The 26,514-nt window shown below is 49.3% G+C and carries 22 protein-coding genes and 1 tRNA gene; 5 read left to right on the top strand and 18 right to left on the bottom strand.

All coding sequences use genetic code 11. The features are described from left to right. Window positions 1-60: 60 nt before the first annotated feature. The 8 genes from NZM05_06390 to NZM05_06355 form a co-directional block, all read right to left on the bottom strand. Complete coding sequence (locus NZM05_06390; GenBank protein MCS7013242.1) at window positions 61-357, bottom strand: DUF2480 family protein; 297 nt, start codon at window positions 355-357, stop codon at window positions 61-63. A 194-nt stretch (window positions 358-551) separates the two neighbouring features. Continuing rightward, complete coding sequence (locus tag NZM05_06385; GenBank protein ID MCS7013241.1) at window positions 552-887, bottom strand: hypothetical protein; 336 nt, start codon at window positions 885-887, stop codon at window positions 552-554. Continuing rightward, window positions 887-1,411: a Uma2 family endonuclease gene (locus NZM05_06380; GenBank protein MCS7013240.1), complete on the bottom strand. Its 525-nt coding sequence runs from the start codon at window positions 1,409-1,411 to the stop codon at window positions 887-889. The genes NZM05_06385 and NZM05_06380 overlap by 1 nt, the downstream gene beginning before the upstream one ends. Before the next feature lie 86 nt (window positions 1,412-1,497). Further along, window positions 1,498-1,824 carry an iron-sulfur cluster assembly accessory protein gene (locus NZM05_06375; protein MCS7013239.1) on the bottom strand — a complete coding sequence of 109 codons (327 nt, stop codon included), beginning with the start codon at window positions 1,822-1,824 and terminating at the stop codon, window positions 1,498-1,500. Window positions 1,825-1,890: 66 nt separating this feature from the next. Further along, a complete protein-coding gene (gene iscU / locus NZM05_06370; protein MCS7013238.1) occupies window positions 1,891-2,316 on the bottom strand; it encodes a Fe-S cluster assembly scaffold IscU in 426 nt (141 codons plus the stop codon). Between the two features lie 30 nt (window positions 2,317-2,346). Continuing rightward, window positions 2,347-3,564 carry an IscS subfamily cysteine desulfurase gene (locus NZM05_06365; GenBank protein ID MCS7013237.1) on the bottom strand — a complete coding sequence of 406 codons (1,218 nt, stop codon included), beginning with the start codon at window positions 3,562-3,564 and terminating at the stop codon, window positions 2,347-2,349. A 97-nt stretch (window positions 3,565-3,661) separates the two neighbouring features. Continuing rightward, window positions 3,662-4,060, bottom strand: coding sequence for an Rrf2 family transcriptional regulator (locus tag NZM05_06360; protein MCS7013236.1), 399 nt, complete (start codon window positions 4,058-4,060; stop codon window positions 3,662-3,664). 207 nt (window positions 4,061-4,267) lie between these two features. Beyond that, window positions 4,268-6,154 carry a tetratricopeptide repeat protein gene (locus NZM05_06355; protein MCS7013235.1) on the bottom strand — a complete coding sequence of 629 codons (1,887 nt, stop codon included), beginning with the start codon at window positions 6,152-6,154 and terminating at the stop codon, window positions 4,268-4,270. A 67-nt stretch (window positions 6,155-6,221) separates the two neighbouring features. On the opposite strand from NZM05_06355, the gene NZM05_06350 reads away from it, so the two are divergent. Further along, a complete protein-coding gene (locus NZM05_06350; protein MCS7013234.1) occupies window positions 6,222-8,084 on the top strand; it encodes a carbamoyltransferase in 1,863 nt (620 codons plus the stop codon). A gap of 21 nt (window positions 8,085-8,105) precedes the next feature. Here the strand turns inward: NZM05_06350 and NZM05_06345 are convergent, their stop codons facing one another. Further along, the gene (locus NZM05_06345; GenBank protein MCS7013233.1) at window positions 8,106-14,273 is read right to left on the bottom strand and encodes an MG2 domain-containing protein; all 6,168 of its coding nucleotides are present in this window, start codon (window positions 14,271-14,273) and stop codon (window positions 8,106-8,108) included. 239 nt (window positions 14,274-14,512) lie between these two features. Then, window positions 14,513-16,291: an aspartate--tRNA ligase gene (gene aspS, locus NZM05_06340; GenBank protein ID MCS7013232.1), complete on the bottom strand. Its 1,779-nt coding sequence runs from the start codon at window positions 16,289-16,291 to the stop codon at window positions 14,513-14,515. Window positions 16,292-16,471: 180 nt separating this feature from the next. Here aspS and NZM05_06335 point away from each other — a divergent pair, with 180 nt between their 5' ends. Then, window positions 16,472-17,068 (top strand): DJ-1/PfpI family protein, encoded by a 597-nt coding sequence (locus NZM05_06335; GenBank protein MCS7013231.1) that lies wholly within the window; start codon window positions 16,472-16,474, stop codon window positions 17,066-17,068. A gap of 55 nt (window positions 17,069-17,123) precedes the next feature. Here NZM05_06335 and ruvX read toward each other — a convergent pair whose 3' ends face one another. The 4 genes from ruvX to NZM05_06315 form a co-directional block, all read right to left on the bottom strand. After that, a complete protein-coding gene (gene ruvX, locus NZM05_06330) occupies window positions 17,124-17,561 on the bottom strand; it encodes a Holliday junction resolvase RuvX (GenBank protein MCS7013230.1) in 438 nt (145 codons plus the stop codon). Further along, a complete protein-coding gene (locus tag NZM05_06325) occupies window positions 17,527-17,922 on the bottom strand; it encodes an HU family DNA-binding protein (protein ID MCS7013229.1) in 396 nt (131 codons plus the stop codon). The genes ruvX and NZM05_06325 overlap by 35 nt, the downstream gene beginning before the upstream one ends. A gap of 269 nt (window positions 17,923-18,191) precedes the next feature. After that, window positions 18,192-19,613 carry a tRNA (N6-isopentenyl adenosine(37)-C2)-methylthiotransferase MiaB gene (gene miaB, locus NZM05_06320; GenBank protein MCS7013228.1) on the bottom strand — a complete coding sequence of 474 codons (1,422 nt, stop codon included), beginning with the start codon at window positions 19,611-19,613 and terminating at the stop codon, window positions 18,192-18,194. A gap of 112 nt (window positions 19,614-19,725) precedes the next feature. Then, a complete protein-coding gene (locus NZM05_06315) occupies window positions 19,726-20,649 on the bottom strand; it encodes a DMT family transporter (GenBank protein ID MCS7013227.1) in 924 nt (307 codons plus the stop codon). A gap of 362 nt (window positions 20,650-21,011) precedes the next feature. Here NZM05_06315 and smpB point away from each other — a divergent pair, with 362 nt between their 5' ends. Together smpB and tyrS are read left to right on the top strand one after the other, a co-directional pair. Then, a complete protein-coding gene (gene smpB, locus NZM05_06310) occupies window positions 21,012-21,479 on the top strand; it encodes an SsrA-binding protein SmpB (GenBank protein ID MCS7013226.1) in 468 nt (155 codons plus the stop codon). Between the two features lie 40 nt (window positions 21,480-21,519). Next, window positions 21,520-22,746: a tyrosine--tRNA ligase gene (tyrS, locus tag NZM05_06305; protein MCS7013225.1), complete on the top strand. Its 1,227-nt coding sequence runs from the start codon at window positions 21,520-21,522 to the stop codon at window positions 22,744-22,746. An 11-nt stretch (window positions 22,747-22,757) separates the two neighbouring features. On the opposite strand, the gene NZM05_06300 is transcribed toward tyrS, so the two are convergent. The 4 genes from NZM05_06300 to tsaD form a co-directional block, all read right to left on the bottom strand. After that, entirely contained in the window at window positions 22,758-24,107 is a 1,350-nt protein-coding gene (locus tag NZM05_06300; GenBank protein ID MCS7013224.1) for a DUF2851 family protein, read from the bottom strand. A 59-nt stretch (window positions 24,108-24,166) separates the two neighbouring features. After that, window positions 24,167-24,240, bottom strand: a tRNA-Glu gene (locus NZM05_06295). A gap of 120 nt (window positions 24,241-24,360) precedes the next feature. Next, window positions 24,361-25,116 (bottom strand): imidazole glycerol phosphate synthase subunit HisF, encoded by a 756-nt coding sequence (gene hisF / locus NZM05_06290; protein ID MCS7013223.1) that lies wholly within the window; start codon window positions 25,114-25,116, stop codon window positions 24,361-24,363. 20 nt (window positions 25,117-25,136) lie between these two features. Beyond that, window positions 25,137-26,186: a tRNA (adenosine(37)-N6)-threonylcarbamoyltransferase complex transferase subunit TsaD gene (gene tsaD / locus NZM05_06285; GenBank protein MCS7013222.1), complete on the bottom strand. Its 1,050-nt coding sequence runs from the start codon at window positions 26,184-26,186 to the stop codon at window positions 25,137-25,139. Between the two features lie 23 nt (window positions 26,187-26,209). On the opposite strand from tsaD, the gene NZM05_06280 reads away from it, so the two are divergent. Then, window positions 26,210-26,503: a hypothetical protein gene (locus tag NZM05_06280; GenBank protein MCS7013221.1), complete on the top strand. Its 294-nt coding sequence runs from the start codon at window positions 26,210-26,212 to the stop codon at window positions 26,501-26,503. Window positions 26,504-26,514: the final 11 nt, after the last annotated feature.

Here is a 26,514-nt window from a genome sequence, read left to right as displayed (position 1 = left end):
TGCATCGCAAATCGGTCTTAGAGCACACGAATGAGCAAGTAGTGAAAAAGTTGTAGACAGTTAAGTGGTGGAATTGATATCGGTCGTAGCGCTAGCTTTGGTGCGCCTAAATATCGGCACGGCGGAGCAGGCTTCACCATACATCACTTTTTCAGCGTGCTGAACAAGATAGGCTGTAACGACCATATACGCCCAAGTTGGAATAGGTGTCGAGCCGCAGCCTTTGATAATTACCTTACGGTTATCATACTGCGACCAATCGTGTTCTTCCAGTTTCTTGCGAAATTCAGACTCTTTGAGGATACCGTTCCAGAGAAAATCCTGAATGTCGAATTCCATCAAGCCCTTGTTATCCATTGTTGTGTGCTTAGTTTAAGTTAGGTTGGGCGTGATCGCCGAAAAGCTCATAGAACTGAGACTGCTGGTAGAGTGCTTGGATTTTTTCCGCAGCAATGCTCAGAAAGTTCGACATAATTTCTCGTGGAAAACCGAGAAAAAGCGACAAAAACAATGCAGCACCGCTGCAAGCAGAGAGCATATCCATAAACATTTCAAGATGAAGTTTCTTTGTAAAGCTTGTAATGATACTCGCCTAATTTTTCGAGGCAAATGATGTCGCCAACTTTCAAGCCTGACTCCACAACCCACTTGCCTGTGCCTGGCATAGATTTGGACTTTTTGCGAAAGCAAAACTTCCCGTGCTCAATGTCTGTCTCAAATGACCAGCCTAAATCTGTCTCAATTATGAGCGTTTTTCCCGGCGTGCCATCTTTCTTGCCAATTGCATCGAAGGGGAAAAACTCCAAAATATCAAAGAGGTTGATCTGCTTTTCAAAGAACCAGAGTTCTTCCTGTGTTCGGACAGGAATTCTTCGCACTTCGCCCATTACATTTTTCTGTCTTTCAAGGCTTCTTTAAGTGTTGGGATTTTTTCTCCGTTGCGATAGACCCGAATGAGACCATCTTCAAATGCCAGCTCAGCATCAAGCTCTCTGAGCCAGAGACGCCCTGGTGAATTGGGCAGGATTTGTTCATACTCACCGTCGCTGTTCAAGCGATAAGCATAAAGCACCTCATCTCGGGTCAGCTCGGCATATTCCGTTTCTTGCAAAATGTTTTGATAGATGGCAAACTTGCGATGGCGCTCGGCTTCATCGTTTTGGTTTGACCAAATCTCACACACAAAGCGCAAGTCAATTGGAGTTTCCCAGATTTTGAACGCATCAGGTTCATCGCCCACAAAGCCTTTGATGACAAAGGCATCGGGTAGAGCGGCTTTCTTCAGATTGCCTTTCTCGTAGTAAATAAACCTGTCACCACCGACAATAATGTCATTTCTGCCATTGAAAAGAATATGCAGGAACGACAGCAGCTCAGTGAACCGAAGCTCATGTTTTTCCCCTGTCCCAATTTCTCCTCCACAGGATAATCTGGCTCATGAAGCTCACGATGAGGAGCTGGGACAGCGGCAGTAGCAGTCAGCATAGCGACTTGGGTTTAGACTGAAAACGACTCCCCACACCCACAGGTGCGAGTAGCATTCGGGTTGATGAAATGAAACCCCTTACCATTGAGACCATCCGAGAAGTCAAGCTGAGTGCCCGCAAGGTAAAGGAAGCTCTTCATATCGACGAAGAGCTTGATACCCTTGTCTTCAAAAATTTGATCGCCTTTACGTTCCTCGTTCTCAAAGTCTAACCCATATGAAAGCCCAGAGCAACCGCCACCTTTGACACTAATGCGGATGCCGTATTCTGGCCCCAAATTTTGCTGTGCCTTCAGGCGTTCAATTTGCTGGCGAGCTTTTTCGCTAACCGTAATCATTGGTTCACCTCCTTTTGAGTAGGTCAGAAAGTTAGAGCGCAGCAACTAACTTTCCGACCAAATTGGTTAAGTATTAGCAGAGAGCGCTTCTTGTGCTTTTTGGCGCTTGGCTTCTTGCTTGCGCTTAAAGTCAGCAATTGCGGCTTTGATAGCATCTTCTGCCAGCACCGAGCAGTGAATCTTGACAGGTGGCAGATTAAGTTCCTGTACGATTTGTGTATTCTTGATGGCAAACGCCTCTTCAATAGTCTTGCCTTTAAGCAGTTCTGTGGCTAGCGAGGAAGAAGCAATTGCAGAACCGCATCCAAAGGTCTTGAACTTTGCATCTTCAATGATGCCAGTTTCTTCATTGACCTTGATTTGGAGCTTCATCACATCGCCGCACTCGGGTGCACCGACTAAGCCTGTGCCTACAGTTTCATCGTTGGGGTCAAGGCTTCCGACATTGCGTGGATTGTTGTAGTGGTCAATGACCTTTTCTGAGTAAGCCATTTTGTCCTCCGTATAAGGTTGAAGTTAAAGTTAATGATGATTCCATTGCACAGATTTCAGGTCAATGCCTGCTTTTGCCATTTCATAGAGTGGCGACATTTCACGCAGGCGATTGACTGCTTCTACTGTGACTTTAATAGCGTAGTCAACTTCTTCTTCGGTGTTGAAGCGACCTAGTCCGTAGCGAATTGAAGAGTGGGCCAGTTCGTCGCCAACACCTAAGGCTTTGAGCACATGCGATGGCTCCAGCGAAGCAGAAGTGCAAGCTGAACCGCTGGAGACGGCTAATCCCTTTAAGCCCATCAGAAGGGCTTCGCCTTCCACGTATGCAAAGCTCATATTGAGATTGCCCGGCAAGCGGCTTTCCATTGAGCCATTGACATAGACATCCTCGAGCTGAGAGAGAATGCCATCTTTAAGCTTATTGCGCAAGTATGTCAAGCGCTTCATTTCCGTAGGCATCTCCTCAATGCAAAGCTCAAGGGCTTTAGCCAAACCGACTATGCCGGGCACATTCAGCGTGCCACTGCGCATTCCGCGCTCTTGACCGCCGCCGTCAATAATTCCAGCAAGCTTGACGCGGGGATTCTTGCGGCGCACATAGAGTGCACCAATACCCTTCGGACCGTAAATCTTGTGCCCAGAAATTGAGAGAATATCAATCTTCATGTCATTGACATCAACGGGCACCTTGCCGACCGCTTGCACCGCATCGGTAAAGAAGAGCACCCCGTGCTTGCGACAAATTTCGCCGATTTCTTTCATCGGCTGAATGACGCCAATTTCATTGTTGGCCATCATAATAGCGACCATAATGGTCTTGTCGGTGATAGCGGCTTCAAGCTGGTCAAGGTCAACAAGTCCGTCGGGCTTCGGTGGAAGGTAAGTAACTTTAGCTTTACCCTCACGTTCCAAGCGGCGGCAGGTGTCTAACACGGCTTTGTGTTCCGTCTGCATCGTAACGATATGGTTGCCTTTCTCGGCATACATCTCGACTGCGCCTTTTATCGCAATGTTATCTGACTCCGTTGCGCCGCTGGTGAAAATAATTTCCTTTGCATCTGCGCCGATGGCTTTTGCTACTTGCTCACGGGCTTTCTCAACCGCCTCCTCGGCTTCCCAGCCGTAGCTATGGTTACGAGAAGCAGCGTTGCCAAACTTTTCAGTAAAGTATGGGAGCATAGCCTCCAGAACGCGAGGATCCATTCGCGTCGTGGCATTGTTGTCCATATAAATCGGTCGGCTCAGGTCAAGTGCCATAATCAGTATCTCCTTTGAATTTAAGGTTTTATGGTATGTGTCAATTCCTCAGCAAGTAGCGATACTAAAAATTTTAAGGCTTATCTTAAAGAATTTCTGCAACTTTGGCTTCGCTGAAAATTTCTCGGAATCGTTTCTGAATCTTGCTAAGCGGCTTTTTAACCGCGCAGCCCGAAAAGGCTTCACAACCCTCTGGATTGGTTTCGCAATCAATGAGCTGAATCGGCTCACCAATTGCCTCAGCGATTTCTGAGAAGGAAATCTCAGAAGCTGGTTTGTTGAGCTTATAGCCACCTTTGACGCCTTGAACAGAGGTAATAATGCCAGACTTCGCCATCTGCTGCAGGGTCTTGGCAACCAGCTCATATGGAATGTTTGTCTTTTCTGCAATTTCCTTTGCGGTCGCAACATCGCCATTTTGAGTAGTGGCAATGTAGCGCACTGCCAAAAGCCCATATTCAAATTTTTTCGTTAACCGCAGCATCCGAGTAACCCTCTCCTTTTCACAGTTTCCAGTGAGCTAAATAAGACTATTTTAGTCGGATTTTTGGAGACAAAACTTCTCAAATTTTCGCTGGTTTTAACGCTTTTCTTGGCACAAAGGTTTCTCTGATGTTTGAAAAATCCGACAAATTTTATCGGAATTAAGATAGCGAGAATTTTGCTTTCTGCAAAAAATTTTCTGCCTGTGCTACTGAGAGGGAGCCGTGAGCTGTTCGTAGAATGCGCGTGCAGGGGCATAGTTAGGTGAGAGTGCCAAGCAGCGCTGCAAGGCTTGAAGGGCTTTTTCAAGTTGATTAGCTTGATAGTATGCGCCTGCTAAGTTGTAGTAAAGTTGGCTATCGCTCTGCCCGCCTAATGAAAGACTGCGCTCCAGATACGCAATCGCTTCGGGAATTTTGTGCTGGTAGAGCAAAATTTGTCCAATCCATTTGGTGCTGTAGAGCGTCGGCGAAAGGCGGTAGGCTTCAAGAAGGTAGGGCAGGGCACGGTCGAACAGTTGATATTTGATGAAAAGTTGCCCTGCCTTGCGATAGGGCAGTTCAAGAAAGGGCAGTTTGGAAATAAAAGATTGCAGCTCGCTCTGTGCAGAGAGCGTATCGCGCTGTGCAAGGAAGTAGTCCGCAGCAGCGTAGTGCGCTTCCTCAATCGTCAGCTCTTCACTCACAACACGCATAGCCAGCGTATCGACAAGGGTTTGGGGGCGGAAAGATAGCAGCAACCGATTGGGTTCACCTTTCGGGACAAACGGATATGAGCCTTTGAGCAAACGCAGCTTAAGGTCAGCGATAGTGGCATCAAGCGGTGAAAAGACAGGGGAAAAAAGAAGGCTATCTAATGCGGCAGGGGGAAGCGGTCTGAAGTGGGGCGGCAGAAGGTGGTGCTCAAGGGCTGTTTGCAGGAAAATTTTGCCCATTAGTTGGTAACCGTGCACGGTGGGATGCAAGTGGTCGCACATTAAAGAATTGCCAACGATGCCAAAAGGTGAGGCACGCTCAAAACCTTGCTGAATTTCAGCTACCGTGGCGTGGTGCTTGATTGCTAAGTTGCGGATAATTTCATTCATCGCCTCAGGAGCACGAAATCGCAGAGCATCTAAGTCCTTTGCTTGGAGAAAAAGTGATTTTGCGGAAAGTGAATCACCAGCCTGAAGTGCAGCACGTGCCTGCTGAAAAAGCATTTGCGCATTCGGTGATTCATCAAGCGACACAAAGGGCGGCTGGTCACGGTAATTGGAAACCAGTGTGCCGACAAGCGTCGGCACACCCGCCTTCTCAAGTTGTCCAAGCATTTCGTCCAGATGAGCTTCAAACTGTTCCAGACCCTTACGGTAAGTATCTGAGTTGTAGGCAATCGCACTTTCACCAATTACTCTTGCCATCAAAGTGCCTGAGTCTTCACTGGAGCGAGAAGAAAGGGCGCGGGCTGCGCTGGAAAAAAGATTTTGAAGAAGCTGATAGAGCCGCAAGTCTCTGAGAGCCAACCTCAGGTTGGTCAGCCAGCGAGAACTGCCAAGACGCATTGAAGAGCCAACGCCTAAGACGCCGTAATATTCATTGTGCCCGTTGTAGAAGATGACAAGGTCAGGTTGGTGCTCCAGCACCGCCGGTAGAAAGTCTTTAAGAGTGTAGGTGCAGATAGCGGCAATGCCTAAGTTTATCACTTCAATTTTGCGCTCAGGGTAAAGTGCCTGCAGAGCGCGTCGAAGCGTGCTTGAGAAGGCAACGGCCGGCGGATAAGGCCAGCCAGCCGCACTGCTTTCGCCCAAGATAAACACACGTAGGGCATTCGGCGCTTTAACCTTATCGAATACGTCAAGAATGGTAGAGGGCGTAACAGCTGACTTGCCAAAATACTTTTCGGGAATACGAGGATTTAGCCGCAATTGACTTGGGTTATGCTCAAAGGGCACGAAAATCGGATAAGAATCACCGTAGCCGAAGAGCCGCAAGCCACCTTCGAGTGCAGCAAAGAACAAAATCGGCAGAAGCCATAGCACGCCGTAGAACCAAACAGGATAGCTTTTTCTTTTCGAAGAAAGCGATGAACTCGCAGAGAGCACCTTGGATTTTGCCATACTGCCTACTGGTAAATTTCTGCAAAGCCGTTTATACTTACAGAACTTCAGAGCTTGAGAATTTACTGTGAAAATACTCGGAATTTCTGCGTTTTATCACGACTCGGCGGCAGCACTGATTAAAGATGGTGAGATTGTAGCAGCCGCTCAAGAAGAGCGTTTTACAAGAAAGAAAAACGATGCGGCGTTCCCAGCTAACGCAGTGAGGTTCTGCTTAGACTATGCAGGCACAACGCTAAGTGAGCTGGATGCAATTGTTTTTTACGATAAACCGCTGCTGAAATTTGAACGCTTGCTTGAAACCTACTACGCCTTTGCCCCTAAGGGAGTGCGCTCCTTCATTGCAGCAATGCCAGTGTGGCTGCGTGAAAAGCTGTTTCTCAAAAGACTTTTGCGAGAAGAGCTGCAGAAAATAAACGGCGACGATACTCAAAGTGTAAAGCTCCTTTTTTCAGAGCATCATCTCTCGCATGCAGCAAGTGCATTTTACCCATCACGATTTGAGCGCGCCGCAATTCTCACGATTGACGGCGTAGGAGAGTGGGCAACGGCCTCTATCGCACTGGGAGAGGGCAGTCAGATTACCGTGTTAAGGGAACTGCATTTTCCGCATTCACTCGGACTGCTTTACTCTGCTTTCACCTACTTTTTAGGCTTTAAGGTAAATTCGGGTGAGTATAAGCTAATGGGGTTAGCGCCTTATGGTCAGCCAAATTCTGCGGAGGTCAAGCGGTTTATTGAGCTTATCAAAACGCATTTGGTGAGAATCTATGACGATGGCTCGATCTGGCTAAACCAGAAGTATTTCAAGTATGCCACAGGGCTTGAGATGATTGATGAGAAAAAGTGGGAGCGGCTCTTCGGTGTGTCCAAACGCAAGCCCGAAGATGAGCCAACTCAAGCGCAGTGCAACCTTGCGATGGCAATTCAGTGTGTAACGGAAGAGATTGTCCTGAAAATGGCAGCCGAAGCAAAGCGTCTCACGAAAGCAGAGTATCTATGCTTGGCGGGTGGCGTGGCTCTCAACTGTGTAGCGAATGGAAAAGTGCTAAACACGGGCTGGTTTCGTGATGTGTTCATTCAGCCAGCAGCAGGCGATGCAGGTGGGGCACTGGGTGCAGCCCTTGCCGCCTACTACCTTTATTTTGAACAAGCGCGAGTGTTGCCCGCAAGCCGTGATGCAATGAAGGGAGCGTTTTTGGGACCTGAATTTTCTGACTTGGACATAGAGCGCATGATACGCAAATACGAGGCATCGGCACGCTACTACGATGACTTTGAGGCCCTGTGTCAAGATGTGGCAAAGTGGCTGGATGAGGGCAAAGTTATCGGCTGGGTGCAAGGCCGAATGGAATTTGGTCCGAGAGCCTTGGGAGCACGCAGCATTTTAGCCGATGCACGCAGCCCTGACATGCAGAAGAAACTAAATCTCAAAATTAAGTATCGGGAGGGATTTCGGCCGTTTGCACCATCGGTGCGGGCAGAGCGTGCCAGCGATTACTTTGAGCTGCAGCACGATTCACCGTATATGCTTTTGGTGCAAGCTGTGCGCACGCATCTTCGGAAAACTTTGCCTGAAAACTATCACGACTTGCCGCTGAAAGAAAAGCTCTACACAGTACGCTCTGTACTCCCTGCAATTACGCACATTGATTTTTCCGCACGCATTCAAACCGTGCATCGTGATACTAACCCACGATACTGGCAACTGCTGAAAACCTTTGAAGACCTGACGGGCTGTGGAGTGGTGGTCAACACAAGCTTTAATGTGCGAGGTGAGCCAATCATCTGCACACCAGACGATGCTTATCGCTGCTTTATGCGCACCGAGATGGACTGTTTGGTGATAGGCAATTATGTGTTTGAAAAAGCGGCTCAGCGTCAAGTCCAAGCCAAAGCTCGCTTCGAGGAAACTTTTGCACCAGATTGAGGCACGCCCAATCAGGCTTTCCTACTTGATTTCCACAATGATGCCTTCGCTGTGACTGCTAAATTCAGGCGCATACATTGATTGAATGCTCGCAACGCCGTTCTGGAACTTGCCACGATGCGTAGCGCGTAGCGCATACTCGAACACATAAACGCCCTTTCGCACATAATCCATAAAGAAATGCGTTGCCACATCGCGCGTGGATTCGTAGTAGCCTAAGCCGTCTTGAAACTTGTAGCCTGAAATCACGTTTAGTGGCTCAAAGCCAGCAGCCCGCATATCTTTGAGATGAAGAAACTCCATGTCTCTATCCACACGCAGTTCGAGGCGAACTTTCACCACGTCGCCAACTTTAATTGGTGTTTTCTCTGTGATAGGCTCGAGCACTTTGCCTTTGTCGGTCGAGCGTTCAATGAAAAGTTGTTTCCTAAGTTTCAGGGGTGTTTCTGCCGCCGTGATGTTATCCATTCGCTCAAAGTATTGCCAATAGAGCGCGCCCCATGCTACGACATCATTCGGATTCTTCACCGTAACCTTGCCGTATTCAGGTTTCACCGCCTCTTTTGTCCACGCCGTCTTGAAGTAACCCGTGCCTGCTTCCATTTTCACGTCAGGCATCGCTTTTGGGTTAAGGGCAAGCGACCCTAAGGTGATTTCCGCAAGTTTATCGCTTGCGAGCAAATCCGCGCCGCGCAGAAGCAAAGCATAACATGCTTCGGCAGTGGCTTTCGTGGTGCGCCAATTATGGGTTTGCTTGTGCTTCAAGAGCCATGTCTTCATTGCCTCAATCGATGCTCTATCGTCCAGAATTTCGTCAAAGCACTCTATCAGCAAGGCCTGCGTTTCAATCGGGGCTTGGTGCCAATAGTAACCGCCCGTATTTTCTTTCCAATACATTCCAAGTTCATCGGACGTGAGCGCATATTCCTTGATAGAATGCATGATTTTCTTGGAAAGGGCTTTTGCCTCAGGCGCGCCAAAGCGGTGAAACGCCAGCGCAAGCATTCCTTTGAGCATCACGTGGCGCGTTGTCCAATATTTTTCGGCTTGGCGTTTCCAGTAGTCTAACGCTTTGAGTTGACGCTCGCCGCCGTCAATGGGAATGTCAGGGAAGTAACTCCGCGCATAGAGGTAATGGATCGCAAGGTAACTGAGGTGGTCGTCTTCGGGCTTCTGCGCATGTTTCATAATCCATTCGTATTCGCGCGTCATTTCTTCGTCCAGATATTCGATGGCACGATTCATTGCAGTGCCCAGCGATGCGGGCAGCGCGCTAATCAGTTGCACACTTTTGGGACGCTTGTAAATGCCGAGTTTATCCAAATGCCCAACGCCCGCAACGATGTGCTGCGTAACCCAGCGGCTTTCAGACATTCCAGAAAACCAAGGGAATCCGCCGCTTGGAAGTTGCATCGCCACAAGTTTCTGCTCCGTTTGTTTTAGCTGCTGCGCAAGCAAGTTAAGTTCAAAGAGCAACGCGATGCGACGCTTGCGCTCCGATTCGCTCTTGCCGTCCAAAACCCATGGCGTTTCTTCCAGCAACGCTTGCTTCAATTCTTCATTTTTCTCCAAGTTGGAAAGAAGCGCAGAAGGCTCTGCGTTTTTCCACTGCTCAAAGACCTGCCGAATCTTCGGCGAAGAATTTGCCACAAACGACGCGATGCTATTGGCATAGTAGCGTGAGAACAGTTGCTCAGCACACTCATATGGAAATTCCATTAGATACGGCAAGGCTTGCACGGCATACCACGCAGGGTTTGAAGTAAATTCCAGTGTAAGTCGCTCATGGCGCAGCGTGTTGGAACTTTGCGATTGGAGAAGTTTCGTCAGCTCAAACGACCGCGTTTGCTTGGCGCGCACAGGTAACGGCAGGGTTTCGGTAACGAGCATTTTGTCCGTGAGCGTGGGCAGCACGTTTTCTTCGCCGTCTGAAAAATTGCCCGCTTTGGCAACGGCCCGATACATCATTGCCGAGATGCCTTCGGGAATTTTGACACGCCAGAAAAGTGCCACGTTGCTGCCCGCCTTTACGCTAAAAGGCTTCTCGCCTAAGCCTGTTAGGGGAAGCGGTTTCATCGTGGTGGCGTCAAGCAGTGAGAGCATTGCTACGCCGCTCTGGTCTTTGTCGGAAAGGTTGGTGATTTTGACGGGGAATTCAATCTCGTCGTTTTCGCGCAGGAAGCGTGGTGGATTGGGCTGCACCATCACATCTTTTTGCGTGATGCTCTCAGCCGAAATCTGACCGATGCGTGCATCCTTCGTATGTGCAAGACCTAAGAATTTCCATCTGGTCAAGGCTTCAGGGACTTTGAAGCGAAAGATGATGTCACCGTTTTCGTTGGTCGTAAGCGTCGGGAAAAAGAATGCAGTTTCGCTAAGATTCCTTCTCACCTTCACACTCTGGAAATCCGTTGCAGGCTTTTGTGCAGCGCTGGGTGCAGATTTTGTCTCAGTGCCAATCGCTACAACTTCACTTGTAGCTGCAGCTTGCTTGGCAGGGGCAGCCATTAGAGCTTCGGTGCTTTCCTCACCGTTCATTACCCCATTGCGCGTCCGATTGCGGGCGGTTGCACGCAGTGCCGCACTGCCAAGACCGCCAGCTCTGGCATCGCCCAAACCAGTGCGCCCAGTGCCAACGAAGCCCATACCGCCGAACTCGGATACAGCGAAAAACAGTCCGTAATCTTTCAGCGCATCGTAATTCTGGTAGTAAGGCTGTTCGTAGCGATTCCAGTTTGATTCTGCGCTTTCGGCTTGAACAGCGCGAAATGCATTGCCTGCGCTTACATGGCCTTGTGTAGAAAAATAAGGATAGAGCGAAAGCGACCAACTATGTGGCAAGAATGCATCAAGCGAGGCATCGTAGAGCGCCGCGACCATTTCTGCTGATACTTTCTCACCCTTCAAGCCAGAGAGTTTCAGTGACCATTCTTCCTCTGCACCGGGCAGCAGTTTATTGCGGAACGATGACCACTCCACTCGTAACTCTTTGTTCGTCCAAGGCACTACAATAGTATGCTGCACCTGATAGAAGCGATAGCGATGCACAAAATAGATGCGAAACGAAAGATTGCCGCGATGCTCTTCCTTGATGGGGATGTCATAGACTTTTTGCGAGTTGCTGACTTTGAGGATTTCTGACCGAATGATTTTGCCCTGATGCTCGATTTCGTAATAAGCCTCCACATCAGGATAGGCAGAACCCCAAATGAATCGGAAAGTTTCGCCCGGCTCATAATTTCTTGCTTCGGGAATTACAAAAAATGAAGGCAGAGTGGCAGCAGGCTTTGCGTCGCTGGGCGAGTAGAGCGTAAGTCGCCGTTCAAGTTTGATGGGCTTGCCGAAGCGGTCTTTGGTCTCCACGACGGCAAGGTATCTGCCCGATTCCATTGAGGCAAATGGAATTTCAATCAGTTCAGCCGCCGCGCGGTTATTGAACGAAAAGCTGCGTGGTGTTGTGCCGACCGTTTCGCTGGTGAGGCGGTCTTCGTCAGCGTAGTAATCGTCGGGGAAAAGTGCGCCGTATTCGGCTTTTGTCAGAGTAAATTGGTCGGGCGCTTGCCAGAGCCGCTCACGCAAGGGACGCGAAGGCTCAGGAATCTTATAAAGTTTCAGTGTGCCTTGCGCAGGTTCAAACGTGCCGCTGAGATTCTCCGTCTGCACGCTCGCTTTGATGGGCTTGGTTTTATCAATCATCTCAGGAAGATTGAGCGAAACACGCAGTGCAAGGTAGCCCACTTGCACCGAAGTTTGCCCCGTGCGCGTCTCGCCGCTAAGGTCTGTTACATCGGCATAGACCGTGTAGGTAAATTCAGGCGCGTCGCTTTCTGGAATGCTCCTATCGGGCAAGGCGGGGAACTCAAGCACAAATTCGCCATGGGCATCAGTTGTGAGCGTGCCATGCGCAATTTCGCGGTCAGGCACGGTGGGACGCGGAATCCACCAACGCCACCACATCGGAAATGCGGTATTGCGCACCACACGGAATTTGACCATTGCGTCTGTAACAGCCGCGCCTGCGTAAGACTTTGCAACACCCGTAACTTTCACCGTCTCGCCTAAGCGATAAGCACCTTGAATCGGTTTGAACGAGACCTCAAACTTTGGGCGCTTGTATTCCTCGACTTGCACAAACGCGCGACCCGTGCCTTTGCTTTTGGCTTCAATCTGCATTCTGCCAGTCAGCACGCCAGTTGGCGCGGCGAAACTGCCGTGAAAGGTGCCGTATTCGTTTGTGCGCAATGAAAGCGTAGAGACGACTTGATAATTCACATCGTAGAAAGTAACCTTTACAGGCTCATTCGGCACGACATCATACTTTGTGCGGTTGGAATTGTGGTGCAAGAGAATCCCTTTGAAGTAAATCGTTTGCGAGGGACGATAAAGGCTGCGGTCGGTGAAAAGCGCAACGAAGTAAGGCTCACGTTCAGGTTGGTCGTAACGACGCGAAACATAGAATTGGTCAGGCACAATAAAGCGGTCATCTTGATGACGCAAGTCAATTTGGAACGCATATTTCGTCTCACGCACGGTGAATTTGCCCGCCTTGTCACTTATATATTTGCCGATTTTGACCGTGCGGTAGCGCTGGCTCTTGTAGTCATACTCTTCACGGAAAAGTTCAGCGGTTGCCCCCGCAATCGGCTTGCCTGTTTGTGCATCAAGCACAAGGAAAGTCTTTGTCGCATCTTCATCGCTTGACTGACTGATGGTAACGAGCGAAAGCGAAGTCGACCAGAACTCGAGCAATTCAAGAATATTCGCTTCGCGCTTGAAGTCTTTGCGGGCGCTCATCAGCAGCGCATAATGCCCTGTGGGTAAGCCATCGACTTTAAACTCAGCAGAGTGTTCCAGCAAATCATTTGGCAAAGGAAATTCTTGCACAAACTCACGAATCGGGTTTAGCTGTAAGGCTTGCGATAGTCGGTCAGTGCGATAGGCATAGCGCCACTCATCTGTATCAGGCAGGCGCACGATTCGGAAGTATGCCTTGTTAAAGTTTTGATACTGCGCCAGCGCGCGAAAAGGTTGATTTGGCGCAACGCATTGCTCACCTGTGAGACGGAATTGCTTCTGGAGAATCTGGCTTTTGAGACTTCTGCAATTAATCGCCCCACGCGAATTGGGCGCGCGCTGAAGCGCTTCCTCGCAGAGTTTCAAGGCGCGCTGACGTCCGTTTAGTCCCTCCTTGTCTTTTGCCGCGCCCAGCGTGAAGTAGTAATTCGCAAGCTCATAAAGCACATCGGTCGAAGCGGCTCGATGGCGATACTGTGCATCAAGTTGCTTTAAGGCTTGCTCGAAAGCCGCATCTTTCTCCTCGTGAAAGGTAATCTGGCGCACATATGCTAAGCGTGCAAGGTCAATGTCAATCAGAGCGTCGGGTTCTTTGTCGTCAAGGTGAAACTTGATGAGGTCTTGATAGAGCCGCAGCGCGCGATATTTGAGCGACGAGGTATCTTGCGTCTCGAACCGGAGGCGCGCAAAGGCTTTTGCAGGCTTAAAGCCATCGAGCGACGTGAGTTCAAATTCGTAGGTCGGCTTGGGTAGCGACGATTCTTCATTTTTGTAGAACATCAGCGCTTGATGCGCAAGAAAGTCAAAGAGCGTGGGGCGATACTTCTTGGAATCTTTAGCAGTGTCGAGAATGGAATCGTAAAGCGAGAGCGGCGTTTTTTGCAGCGCAGTTTGGTTTGAGAGCGCAAGTTCGTGCGTTGCGATGACGCGCTCGAGGAGTCTCTGCAAATCCCATGTGCGAATGTCGCTATCAAGTATTTGTGCCGTTGCAGTGCGGTTAAGAAAGCGGTAGCGATTTTGCTGGTAGTATTGCCAGTAGAAATCAGCAAGGAGCGAGTAGAGCACTGGCTGAACAGGAAAAAGTGCACCTTTTGCTTCCGCTTCAAAGAGTAGAATTGCCTTGACCAAGCCCTCCTCTTCTACTTGTGCTGTGTATTTGGCAAGATGAATCAAAGCTTTGACTTGTTCAGGTGCATTGCGCTCGGCTTTGGCTCTCTGATAGATTTTCGCTACGAGTTCGAGTGCAGATTTCGGCAGGCCCTCGCGTTCCTTTTTCTCGACGGCTTCCCACTCTTTTTGGTAGCCGTCTTTCGGTTTGGGTTTTGGCACCGGTTGCGCAGAAAGCGATTGAGTTAGAAGAGAGAGAAGCAAAAGAAGCAAGATAATGCGAGGCATAGTGCAAGCAAATTTGGTCGTTTCGGCATTTCTTCGCTAAATGCCGCTCAAAAGATACACCAGAGTAGTGATATAAGGCAGAAGAGTTGTAGCCAGAGAAATCGGTTCGCGCGTCTTTTGCACTAAGCAAAAAGAGGGCACGAAAGCATGGCAAAGTGCGCAGAGGATACCGACGGCTTCTTAGGTTTCAGTAGCTTGTAAGTAGATGGCGCACCTGAAAGGAAATGCGTAGGGGGTGGCTACGACTCTTTCTGAGGTAAGTCAAGTTTAATGTGTAGCTCACGAAGCTGTTTTTCTGAAACTTCTGACGGAGCGCCGGTCATCAGGTCTTGAGCTTTCTGGTTCATCGGGAAGGCAATCACTTCACGGATGTTGTGCTCGTCGCGGTAGAGCATAACGATGCGGTCAATGCCGGGCGCAATACCGCCGTGCGGGGGTGCACCGTGCTGGAAGGCACGAATCATGTGACCGAAGCGCCTATCGACCTCTTCCTTTGTGTAGCCTGCAATTTCAAATGCCTTATACATAATCTCTGGCTTGTGATTGCGAATTGCGCCGCTGGAAAGTTCAATGCCATTGCACACAATGTCGTATTGGTAAGCAAGCACTTCGAGGGGGTCTTTGGTCAGAAGAGCGTCTAAGCCGCCTTGTGGCATTGAGAACGGATTATGCGAGAAGTCGATCTTCTTTTGCTCCTCGTTATACTCAAACATCGGAAAATCAACAATCCAGCAGTAGGCTAAAAGGTCTTTATCAAGCGGGTAGTGCTTCCCAAAGTAGTTTCGCATAGCGCCCATGGCTTTGCAAGTTTTTTCCCATGTGCCAGCAGCAAAGAAAACGACATCACCAGTTTCAATGCCGAGCCGCTCGACAAGACGTTCTTTTTCCGTGTCGGAGAGAAACTTGTAAATCGGGCTTTGCACTTCGCTGTCGCGGTAGCGAATGTAAGCAAGTCCAGGCAAGCCTAGTTCGGTTTTGGCGTAGTCTTCAGCTTTGTCGTAAAAAAGGCGAGGCTCATTAGCTTTTCCTTTAAGCACGAGTGCCTTAACACAGCGCCCTTTGCCCGTGTTTTGCGAAAAGACTTTAAACGATGAGCCAACGAAAATGTCCGTAACGTCTTCAATGACCAGTGGATTGCGTAGGTCAGGCTTATCAGAGCCATATCGGTTCATTGCTTCGTGATAAGTGAGACGGGGGAAGGGCAACTTCCAAATGCGCTTGTGAGAAAGCGTTTTGGTCAGATGTGCAAAAAGTCCTTCCAGCACTTCAAACAACTCATCTTGGGTGATAAATGCCATCTCCATATCAAGCTGATAGAACTCGCCGGGGCTACGGTCAGCACGGGCATCTTCATCGCGAAAGCAAGGAGCGATTTGAAAGTATTTGTCAAAGCCAGCGACCATCAAGAGCTGCTTAAATTGTTGCGGTGCTTGCGGCAAAGCATAAAATTTTCCGGGGTGCAGGCGACTGGGCACAAGGTAGTCTCGAGCGCCCTCTGGTGAGCTGCAGGTCAAAATCGGCGTCTGGATTTCGTTAAAGCCCAGCCCAACAAGATACTTCCGAATCTCAAAAATCAGCTTTGAACGAAAGAGGATATTTTGATGCAGGTGCTCACGGCGTAAGTCAAGAAAGCGATACTTCAAACGAAGGTCCTCAGAGGTTGGCACTTCATCGGCGATAGGGAAAGGCATCGGTTCAGCAGCATTTTCCACTGAAAGCGCATGCACACGCACTTCAATTTCGCCAGTCGGCAAGTTAGCGTTGATGGTGTCTTCTGAACGCAGAACAACGGTGCCTTGCACCACAATCACCGATTCTACGCGCAAATGTTCAACTTGATGAAAAATCTCGCCGCTTTGAGGTTCAAAGACAAGCTGGCAAATCCCTGTGTGGTCGCGCATATCCACGAAGATAAGACCGCCATGGTCGCGCTTGCGGTGAATCCAGCCAGCTAATTTGACGCTCTGGGAAAGATGCTCTCGGCGAAGTTCGCCGCAGAAGTGCGTGCGGTATTTCATTTGGTCGTTCTAACGCTTTGAAAAAATAGAACTGCGAATATAGCCAATTTGAAATGCTGAAAAAATGATGGGATTGCTTTTTAGGGCGCTTTACGCAAGCGTTTGGATTGCAGAGTAAAGTCCCGTAACTTGCCGTAACCCACGCAAATTCCAATTAACTTAAACAAAGGAGAAAGCGATATGGCAAAGAAAATCTTGATGCTGGTCGGCGACTATGTCGAGGACTATGAGGTGATGGTGCCCTTCCAGACCCTCTTAACCGTCGGGCACCAAGTTCACGCCGTTTGCCCCGACAAAAAAGCAGGTGATGTGGTGCGCACATCTATCCACGATTTCGAGGGAGACCAAACCTACAGCGAAAAACGCGGGCATAACTTTAAACTCAACGCCACATTTGCTGATGTCAAGCCAGAAGATTACGACGGGCTGTTCATTTGTGGCGGACGAGCGCCCGAATATATTCGCCTCAACTCGAAAGTGATTGAAATTGTCCAACACTTCGCAAAGCACAACAAGCCAATTGCCTCCATTTGCCACGGTGTGCAAGTCCTGACAGCTGCAAATGTCATTGCAGGAAAGAAAATCTCGGCGTATCCAGCTTGTGCGCCAGAAGTCAATATGGCAGGCGGACACTATGAGCAAATTCCAATGGATGAAGCTATTGTCGATGGCAACATTGTTTCATCACCAGCTTGGCCGTCGCACCCCGCTCTACTTTCCAAGTTCCTTGAGCTTTTAGGCACAAAGATTCTGCACGAAGAAAGCGCTGTAGCCTAAGCGCAGAGGAAATAGACTTGATGCGAGCAGCCAAGAAAAGGTTGCTCGCATTTTTTTATGCTTGTTTGGAAGGCTGCGAATCCAAATAGGCTTGCAAAAGCAAGGCGGCAGCCGCTTGGTCAATGCGACCCTTCACTTGACGGGCTTTTCGGCGCACACCACTTTCAATGAGCACCTTCATGGCTGCTTTAGAAGAGCCAAATTCATCAACACGCTCTATGGGCACCAAAGGAAAACGCGTTTTCAGACGCTCAATGAAAGCATCAACCACCGTCTTCATTGGGTGAGGTGAGCCATCGTGATGAGTGGGGTAGCCAACAAGAATTTTCTCAATGCCGTCTTGTGCAAGGAAAGTGTGAAGAGTGTGATAGAGTTCAGGTTCGCTAAATGTGCCAACAGGTTGTGCAAAAAGCCAGAAGGGGTCACTTTTGGCTAAGCCAATGCGACGCGTGCCATAGTCAATTGCCAGAATGCGCTTCTTGATGGTCGTCATCAGGTTTGCGTATGATGGAAATGTCTTTCTGAAAAAATCGTTTAATGAGCTTACTTGGGCGGAAGTGCACTTTACGCCGCCGACCAGAGTAAGAGACGCTCTCTCCTGTGCGTGGGTCGCGCACGGCAGCGGCAGGTTTCATATACTTTACTTCAAAGACGCCTAAGCCCCGCAGCTCAATACGAATTTCTGGATTTGCGCTACGAATCAGCTTCGAAAGAGAATCTAAGGTGGCATCAACGATTTCCGATACTTCCGATTCAGGGCGGCGAGTGCGGCGAGCCACATCAGCCACTAAGTCACGGCGGGTGAGCGTGTGCTCAATCTTGCGGGCGTTAGACGGCTTGCTTTGCTGACTCATCAGGATTGCACAAGGGAATTAAAAGTCACTGCAAATCTCGCACAAAGATAGCAAAACAAAATGAAAACCGCCTGAATTTTCTCGGGAATCGCTGCTGCTGCCCCAGCGACTCAACCTATCAAAACCCAGGCGGTAACTGTCAAAACTGGCGTGATGACCACTTGCAAACAGCTTGCATCACAACCGTCTAAACGCAAGATGCACGGAAAGGTTAATTAGAGGCGTGATGAATATCACAGGTAGTGAGATATGCCAATGAGGGGGAAGGCTTAGGCGCGCTCCCCAAAGAGCGTAGCAGACGTTGCACCTAAGATTTTCACGCTAACAAAATCGCCAATTGACTCATTGCGCTTTGGAAATACCACCACACGGTTGGTATCCGTGCGCCCCATCCAGTGCGCTGAAGAACGTTTGCTATCGCCTTCAATCAGCACTTCATAGACTTGACCCACAGAGGCTTGATAAAGTTCCAGAGAAATTTGGCGCTGCACATCGAGGATTTCTGCTAAGCGGCGCTGCTTGACTTCGAGCGGCACATCATCGACCATTTTCTTGGCAGCAGGCGTATTAGGGCGCTCTGAGTAAATGAAGGTAAAGGCATAGTCGTAGCGCACTTCCTTTAAGAGTGAGAGCGTTTCTTGATGCTCCGCTTCAGTTTCGCCGCAAAAGCCCGTGATGATGTCAGTCGAAAGAGAGCACTCTGGAAGATGGCGGCGAATCATCTCAATTTTTCTAAGGTAATCCTCGCGGGTATGGTTGCGGTTCATTCTGGCAAGGACAGTCGTTGCGCCAGATTGAACAGGCAAGTGAATGAACTTGCAGAGATTAGGTCGCTCTGCCATGACGTGCACCAGCTCTTCTGAAATATCCTTTGGGTGGGACGTGGTAAAACGAATGCGCATGTTGGGGTTGATGAGACTGGCGCGATACATTAGCTCAGCAAAATTGACGCCGCTTTGCTCGTCACGATAGGAATTGACATTCTGACCTAAAAGCGTAACTTCCTTGAAGCCTTCGTCAGAGAGCTGCTTGATTTCATCCAAGATAGACTGCACAGGGCGACTGCGTTCACGCCCGCGCGTGAAAGGCACAACGCAAAACGAGCACATATTGTCGCACCCACGCATAATGGAGACAAAAGCACTGATGCCCGCACGGCGCACGGGTGTAATGTCGGCGTAGGTTTCCTCAAGTGACAGAAAAACATTTGCGGCTTTTTGCCCTGTCTCAGCCAGCTCAATGAGCTGCGGCAGCGAGCGATATGCGTCAGGACCAGCAATCAAGTCAACGATTTTCTCTTCCTCAAAGAGCTTGGCTTTCATTCGCTCAGCCATACAGCCCAAAACCCCAATGACCAGCTTTGGCTTACGGCGCTTGTAAGGTTTTAGCGATTCTAAACGGTGGTGAATTTTAAGCTCCGCATGTTCGCGGATTGCGCAGGTGTTAAGAAGAATCACATCGGCTTCTTCGGGACGGTCGGTAGTGCTGTAGCCGTCTTTATGCAAAATAGACGCTACAATTTCCGAGTCGGAGACATTCATCTGGCAGCCATATGTCTCAATGTAAACCTTGCCTTTTGCGCCTTCAGTGGCAGCGCAGGTGGAAACAGCCGCAAAGGTTTCTTGTCCGTCAGCCGATACTTCACGCGAGCCTTCAAGAATCTGAATCGTTGGCAGTTCTAATTGAGCCATAGAGAAAGTTCCCCGAAAATTGAGTTAGAGCGCAAAAATACGATGCAAAGCGCCTTTTTCAAGCCTAAACCAGCCGCTTTTTGGTAACTGTACCAGTAGCCTGTTGCCAGAGCTATGCTGCATTTTGGCTTTGCTGAACGCGCAGTACCCAGACATTTTGAACAAAGACAGCAACAATAATAATTGCACCGCCAATGAAAGCATACATTGAAGGCACTTCTCCTACGATGAGAAATGCCCAGACTGGGTTTAGGACTGGCTCTAACATTCCAATAAGGGCAGCGTCTACGGCGCGCAGTGCACGAATGCCACGCGTGAAAAGAAGGTATGGAATGCCAATCTGAAAAATGCCCAAGAAGGCAACAATAATACTGTCGGCAGTGGAGATAGCAAAGCCAAGATACACATCAGGGTGAAGCGCTCCTTTGGGGTGCGAAAGCGATTGCGTGATGAGAATAAAGGCGGTAATAAGCACAATCCAGAGATTGCCCAGAAAAATAGATTGAGTGGGGTCGGCGTGACGCTGTTTGCGAAGCATCACGGTCATTACGGCAAAAGCAACGCCAGAGAGCGCCGCAAAGATATTGCCCAAGTAACCCTGTGGTGAAAGCTGGTCAAGGAAGAAGATCGCCATGCCAATCACGCAGAAAAAGACGGTAATGACCTGTGCTCGGTTCATTGACTCTTTGAGCAAAAAGTGCGCAAGCAAAAGAATGTAAATCGGAGCAGCGTATTGCAAGAGAATGGCATTGGCAGCAGTGGTCAGTTTTGTGCCTGCAACGAAGAACATGAGCGTGGCAGAGTAAGCAAGCGAGGTGAGCAGCGTGTCGGTATTGAGCGTAAGGTGTCGGGGTTTCGTGATAGCTGCAATCGTGAGGGTAGCAAAAAGTGAGCGCCAGAACGAAGTTTGAAAGGCGTCAAGCTCAACTGACTTGATGAATGCCCCACCTGTGCTCCAAAGAAGTGCAGCAAGCGCCACGTAGAAAATGCCTCGCAGCCTATCTTCATCGCTGGCGTAAATCGTGCAGCGGCTCATAGCGTAAAAAGGTAATTTGCAAAGCCCAAATCTACGAAATGCATAGGGAAAGGAGAGTTTTTAGCGGCAAAAATAAAAGTGGGCTACCCCCCTAACTAGGCAGCCCACTGCGGCTGGAGAGAAGCTGTAAGAAGGAACACTGCAAATAAAACGCACAAATACCGTGCCAAGAAAGCGCGGAAACAGAAAAAAGCAAGCCGAAGCGTAAAAATGAGCGATTTTTGAAGAAACTGGTCGCTGAAAGCCAGTCGCAGTGGGGAAGAAAGCGGAAAAATCGTAATGCTGGGTGCAGATTTTTTTACGCCTGATGTGTGTATTTTTCTTGATGAAAAATTTTGAACAACACTTTTCAATTTTGAACTGTGTCGAGCAAAAAAACATCCAAACCTGCGTTTGTTAGAACCATTCACAATCGAAAGGCGCGCTTTGAGTATGATGTGCTTGAGACATTTGAAGCAGGAATTGCGCTCAAAGGCACGGAGGTAAAGTCTATTCGGCAAGGCAAAGCCAGCTTGGACGATAGTTTTGCCCTTGTGCGCAATGACGAACTCACGCTTGAAAATATGCAAATTACTCCATATGAACTGGGCACGACAGAAAACCACGACCCAAAGCGCAGTCGCAAACTGCTGATGCACAAGGAGGAGATTTTGAGACTCAAGCAAAAGGTTGCAGAAAAAGGATTGACGCTGGTGCCACTGAAACTGTATTTCAACGAGAGAGGCAAAGCTAAATTAGAGCTGGCGCTTGCACGCGGTAAAAAGCTGCACGACAAGCGTGAAGCAATTAAGCAACGCGACTTGGAGCGAGAAATGCGGCGTGGAGAGTAAAAACACCATGTATCAAGAGATGCAAAAAAACATATCAACTATGACAACAAGTGTCAAGCACTTTCCTCCGAAGAACGAGCAACTGGACTGGATTTTGCGCAACACAGTCGAGGTGATTCCAGTGGAAGACTTGGAACGCAAAATTGAGCGCAGTTTGCAAACGGGTGAGCCCTTGAAAGTCAAACTGGGTGCCGACCCATCACGCCCAGATTTGCACTTGGGGCATGCCGTTGTGCTGCGCAAGCTGCGTGATTTTCAAGACCTTGGACATCTGGCGATTCTCATCATCGGTGATTTTACCGCAATGATTGGTGATCCATCAGGCAGAAACAAAACACGCCCACAGCTCAGCCGAGAAGAAACTGTGCGAAACGGACAAACTTACCTTGAACAAGCCACGAAAATTTTGGACAAAGACAAAACCACTATCCGATACAACTCTGAGTGGCTCGGCAAAATGTCGTTTGAAGATGTCATTCGCCTTGCCAGCCGATATACCGTCGCACGTATGCTGGAGCGAGACGATTTTGCCAACCGCTACAGAGCAGGTGAGCCAATTGCCATTCACGAGCTGCTCTATCCACTGGCTCAAGCAATGGATTCCGTTGAACTAAGAAACGATGTAGAGCTGGGGGGCACAGATCAAAAGTTTAACTTGCTGGTCGGGCGCGATATGCAGCGTGAATACGGCATTGCAGAGCCGCAAGTCTGCATCACATTGCCACTTCTGGAAGGCACAGACGGCGTGCAAAAAATGTCTAAATCGCTAGACAATTACATTGGCTTTAACGATCCACCACGAGAGATGTATCAAAAACTGCTCAATGTGCCAGATAGCCTTGTGATGAAGTATGCACAATACACAGGGATTCTCAGCCAAGATGACCTCCACACGCTCGAGCGCCTAATGCAAGAAAACCAAAGAGAAGCCAAACACTTTTTCAGCGAAAAAACCGTTTCATTTTTCCATAACCCCGAAGCAGGGCGGCGTGAAAGAGAGGCAGCCGAGCGCATTGCAAAAGGCGAAGCGCCCGAGGATATTGAGGAGGTGATCGTGTCCACAAGTGAAATTGGCTTGCTTGATGCATTAGTGGTTGCAAAAGCAGCATCTTCAAAAAGCGAAGCGCGCCGATTGGTCGAGCAAGGAGGGGTCATGGTCGATAGCATGCGAGCCAGTGATGCAAAGCAGATGCTCTCGCTGGAAACGGAAAAAATTATCAAGGTGGGAAAGCGAAAGTTTTTCCGCTTGCGGAAAGCAGAGGCATAAGACAAAGGCGGCTACACACCTAAAATCGCTTGCCCAATGCGGCATTCTAAGCAGCGCAAAGCATTGCAGTATTCTTGTTTCAGCTCCAAAAGCCCTTGCTCAAAGGCTGCAGATTTAACTTGGTAGCTGTCGCCCAGCAGTTCTTGCATAGTCTTCTCTGAAAGTCGATTGGTCAGCCCTTTCGGATAAGATGCATAAAGCGAGGAGACAGTATCCGCAAGCGAGTGATTGTGAGTGCGAGTTGCATAAAGCGACAGTACGGGCAAAAGTGTATTGATGACGATTTCTGAGGCGCGGTGTTTCCCGACCAGTGTGCGGATAACGACCTGACTGCGTTCCCCAAAGCGATAGTGATGCTGCCAGTAACCTGATGCATCGGCAATGAAAAGATGCTCGAGCTGAGTGATTTTTCGGCGCAACGGCAAAGCGCTTTGAGCAATCTCAAGAGCCTTGTGGAGAAAACCGCTACTCAGGTTTTTGGAAAGAATCTCTGCAAGCGCCGCCAAACGAAGCGTAGGAAAGTTTGAGGGACGCAGGCGAAAGAAAATCCAATCAGTGAGACTGAGCGGTGGCAGGTGCACAAACGGTGTCGTCTGGAAGGTCTGTCGCAAGATGTCCGTATACGCCTGCGTTTCAGGGGTGCTGGATTGTTCAGGCAACAGTCCAGAGAGTGAAAAGAAGATGGCTTCAAGCGTGATGCGCCGTTCTGAAAAGCTTAGCGATACAAGAAACTGCAAATCTTGAAAGCGAACCAAAGCCGCTAGCTGCTCAAAGCCTGTGATGTTTTCGCTGTAACCTAGCGCACGCATCAGACCTTGATAGATGAGCTCATCATAGTTATCGGCGGTCAGTCGCTCAGCAAAGCGCTGCACTTTGCGCGTAAAGCGAGCTTCCGAGAGCTGCTGGAGCCAATTGAGCTTGAGATCATCGGCTACGGACAGCACGGCCGGTGAGCAAGGCAGCGCATATCTTGCGGAGAGTGCCGCTTCATCACGAATGCACTGAGCCAGTGTGCAATGAAGGTCGTTATGAAGAAACGGGCGAAGTTCCAAGACGGGTGCAGAACTGCTCTCAGGTGCATCGTGCTCGAAGACGACGTGCAGGATAACTGAATCATAGCGCGGGTTGCGATGGTGCTGGTGCCGCAGCCAGTCCGAAGAACGCGAATGAATCTCGACATTGCCTGTGTGTAGCACTCCGTCAATCAGAAGCCGAGCGTTTAGAAAGTCTGCACCTTCGTTGGGGTTCAGCGTGCCGGTGGAGAGCACTTGCAGCGACCGACCATCGCAAAGTGTTAGTTCATTGAGCCGAAGGTAAAGATTCTTCCAAATGTGGCGCACATACCGCTCAGGGATTCGCATATCAAAGATGAAAAGGTTGACAGAGCCACTTCCCAGAAAGAAGGAACAGGGGGACAGGGTAGCGTGTATGGGATTCGAACCCATGATTTCCGCCTTGAGAGGGCGGCGTCCTAGGCCTCTAGACGAACACGCCAACTGTAGCACAAAATTACATCACTCTATCTTCTTACGCAAGTGAAGGAAAATGGCAACTGCTCTGCGGGAGTATACAGAAACTGCATCAGGTGGCAAACGTAGCAAGTACCTGCGCAGCTTAAAGACGCACCGCAATCCCACGATGTTGCAAATACCGCTTGGCTTCAATAATGGAGTATTGACGATAGTGAAAAATTGAGGCAGCAAGCACTGCATCAGCTTGACCACTGGAGAAAGCCTCGTAGAGGTGCATAAGATTGCCTGCCCCGCCTGAAGCGATAACAGGGATTGGAACAGAAGTGGAAACTTGGCGCAAAAGCTCAAGGTCGTAGCCTTGCTGCGTGCCATCACGGTCCATACTGGTAAGCAAGATTTCACCTGCGCCCAGCGTAGCCACTTTGGCAGCCCATTCAATGGCGTCAAGTCCTGTCGGAGTGCGACCAGAGTGCGTAAAAACTTCCCAGTGCGAGCCGACTTTCTTTGCGTCAATAGCAACCACTACAGCTTGTGAGCCGTAACGCTCAGCAAGCTCTGAAATGAGAGATGGATTCTGAACGGCAGCGGTGTTGAGCGAGATTTTATCTGCACCGTGAAGAAAAGCTTCACGAGCGGTCTCCATAGAGCGAATGCCGCCACCCACCGTAAGTGGAATGAAAACTTGCTCTGAGACCTTACGCACCTCTTCGAGTGTGGTTTTGCGCGACTCTACGGAAGCAGAAATGTCTAAGAAAACAATCTCATCGGCAAGTTCGGAATTGTAGAACTTCGATTGCTCGACGATGGAGCCCGCATCGCGCAGAGCTTGAAACTGGACACCTTTGACCACACGTCCGTCTTTGACGTCTAAACACGGAATGATTCGCTTGGCTAACATCGCTATTGCAGGGCTATGATTCAATCGGGTCGGTCAAAAAAGCTGGCAAATGCGCGGGTATTGTATCGGTTGGGTTCATACTGACCGCGCAAAACTTTAAGGTGAGCAAGCATAGCAATCATGGCTGCATTGTCGGTTGAAAAAATTGGTTTAGGAATGTGGAGCGAAAGACCTCTTTGGGCGCATTCTGCCTTGAATTTTGCACGCAAGGCAGAGTTGGCACTGACGCCACCAGCGATGCTGAGGGTGCGAATGCCAAAAGTTTCGGCGGCTGCCAGTGTTTTTTCAACCAGCACATCAACAATTGCCGCTTGAATGGAGGCGCAAATGTCAGCAAGGTGTGTCTGCAGAAACTCTGTGCTTTTGCTACGCAGAAAAGTTTGCACCGATGTTTTGAGACCAGAGAAACTAAAGTGAAAGTTTTCAAGCTGCGATTTATTGCTGGGGAGCTTGGTCATCATTGCGCGCGGAAAGCGATGAAAGTGCGGGTCGCCTTGCTGAGCCAGTTTGTCCATTGCAGCGCCAGCAGGGTAACCCAGTCCCAGCATTTTGCCTGTTTTGTCGAAGGCTTCTCCAGCTGCATCGTCAATGGTGTGCCCAACCACTTCGTAGCTAAGGTCTTCTTGCACAATGGCAAGCAGTGTGTGCCCGCCAGAGACGATAAGCGAAAGAAATGGAAAATGTGGGGGTGAGAAGTCTGGCGTGCCATCGTCAATAAAGGTGGAGAAGATATGAGCTTCAATGTGATTGATAGGCACAAAAGGTTTTCTTAGTGCAAAGGCAAGGGCTTGCGCAAAATTTAGGCCGACCATCACAGCGCCAATTAAGCCAGGGCCAGCTGTGGCAGCTATGAAATCGAGCTCAGACTTCTGTATATTTGCTGCTTCAAGCGCTTGCTGCGTGATTGGGACAATCAGGCGCTCGTGCTCACGTGAAGCCAGCTCAGGCACAACCCCACCAAAGAGCTGATGCAGCGCTTGCGAACTAATGAGGTTCGATACCACCTTGCCGCCAATGAGCACTGCGGCAGAGGTTTCGTCGCAACTGGTTTCGAGACCAAGAATTTTCATCAATCAAACATTTTTTTTGCAGTATGGAAAAGCCGCGCAAAGATAAAAAGAAGACTTATTCAATGGTGCGCTTTTCACGAATGTTTTTGTTTCTGTTCGGCGCCAGCTTGATTTTTCTTTTTTTACCGCGCATCGGGCAAATTCATTTGGTCTATCATGTCAATCCACTGCTGTCGTTTTTTCTCACCATTGCAGGCCTTGTGATTTGCATTTATGCCTTCATCGGCGGCGAAGGGCTTTATTACTACTACAGCAGTGAAAAATCCTCTGAGGCTGGCTCAGAGAAATCAAATGAACCGCCGCAGCCATCATCGTAGTATTAAAAAAC

The organism is Chloroherpetonaceae bacterium, assembly GCA_025056565.1.
Classification (GTDB): domain Bacteria; phylum Bacteroidota; class Chlorobiia; order Chlorobiales; family Thermochlorobacteraceae; genus Thermochlorobacter.
The sequence above is the reverse complement of the archived record's forward strand: the minus strand, read 5'-3'. Positions and strand labels throughout refer to the sequence as shown.

Coding starts and splice junctions, on each gene's coding strand:
- NZM05_06390 (MCS7013242.1), bottom strand. CDS start 357: ATGGATAACAAGGGCTTGATGGAATTCGACATTCAGGATTTTCTCTGG.
- NZM05_06385 (MCS7013241.1), bottom strand. CDS start 887: ATGGGCGAAGTGCGAAGAATTCCTGTCCGAACACAGGAAGAACTCTGG.
- NZM05_06375 (MCS7013239.1), bottom strand. CDS start 1,824: ATGATTACGGTTAGCGAAAAAGCTCGCCAGCAAATTGAACGCCTGAAG.
- iscU (MCS7013238.1), bottom strand. CDS start 2,316: ATGGCTTACTCAGAAAAGGTCATTGACCACTACAACAATCCACGCAAT.
- NZM05_06360 (MCS7013236.1), bottom strand. CDS start 4,060: ATGCTGCGGTTAACGAAAAAATTTGAATATGGGCTTTTGGCAGTGCGC.
- NZM05_06355 (MCS7013235.1), bottom strand. CDS start 6,154: ATGGCAAAATCCAAGGTGCTCTCTGCGAGTTCATCGCTTTCTTCGAAA.
- NZM05_06345 (MCS7013233.1), bottom strand. CDS start 14,273: ATGCCTCGCATTATCTTGCTTCTTTTGCTTCTCTCTCTTCTAACTCAA.
- aspS (MCS7013232.1), bottom strand. CDS start 16,291: ATGAAATACCGCACGCACTTCTGCGGCGAACTTCGCCGAGAGCATCTT.
- NZM05_06335 (MCS7013231.1), top strand. CDS start 16,472: ATGGCAAAGAAAATCTTGATGCTGGTCGGCGACTATGTCGAGGACTAT.
- ruvX (MCS7013230.1), bottom strand. CDS start 17,561: ATGACGACCATCAAGAAGCGCATTCTGGCAATTGACTATGGCACGCGT.
- NZM05_06325 (MCS7013229.1), bottom strand. CDS start 17,922: ATGAGTCAGCAAAGCAAGCCGTCTAACGCCCGCAAGATTGAGCACACG.
- miaB (MCS7013228.1), bottom strand. CDS start 19,613: ATGGCTCAATTAGAACTGCCAACGATTCAGATTCTTGAAGGCTCGCGT.
- NZM05_06315 (MCS7013227.1), bottom strand. CDS start 20,649: ATGAGCCGCTGCACGATTTACGCCAGCGATGAAGATAGGCTGCGAGGC.
- tyrS (MCS7013225.1), top strand. CDS start 21,520: ATGACAACAAGTGTCAAGCACTTTCCTCCGAAGAACGAGCAACTGGAC.
- NZM05_06300 (MCS7013224.1), bottom strand. CDS start 24,107: ATGCGAATCCCTGAGCGGTATGTGCGCCACATTTGGAAGAATCTTTAC.
- hisF (MCS7013223.1), bottom strand. CDS start 25,116: ATGTTAGCCAAGCGAATCATTCCGTGTTTAGACGTCAAAGACGGACGT.
- tsaD (MCS7013222.1), bottom strand. CDS start 26,186: ATGAAAATTCTTGGTCTCGAAACCAGTTGCGACGAAACCTCTGCCGCA.
- NZM05_06280 (MCS7013221.1), top strand. CDS start 26,210: ATGGAAAAGCCGCGCAAAGATAAAAAGAAGACTTATTCAATGGTGCGC.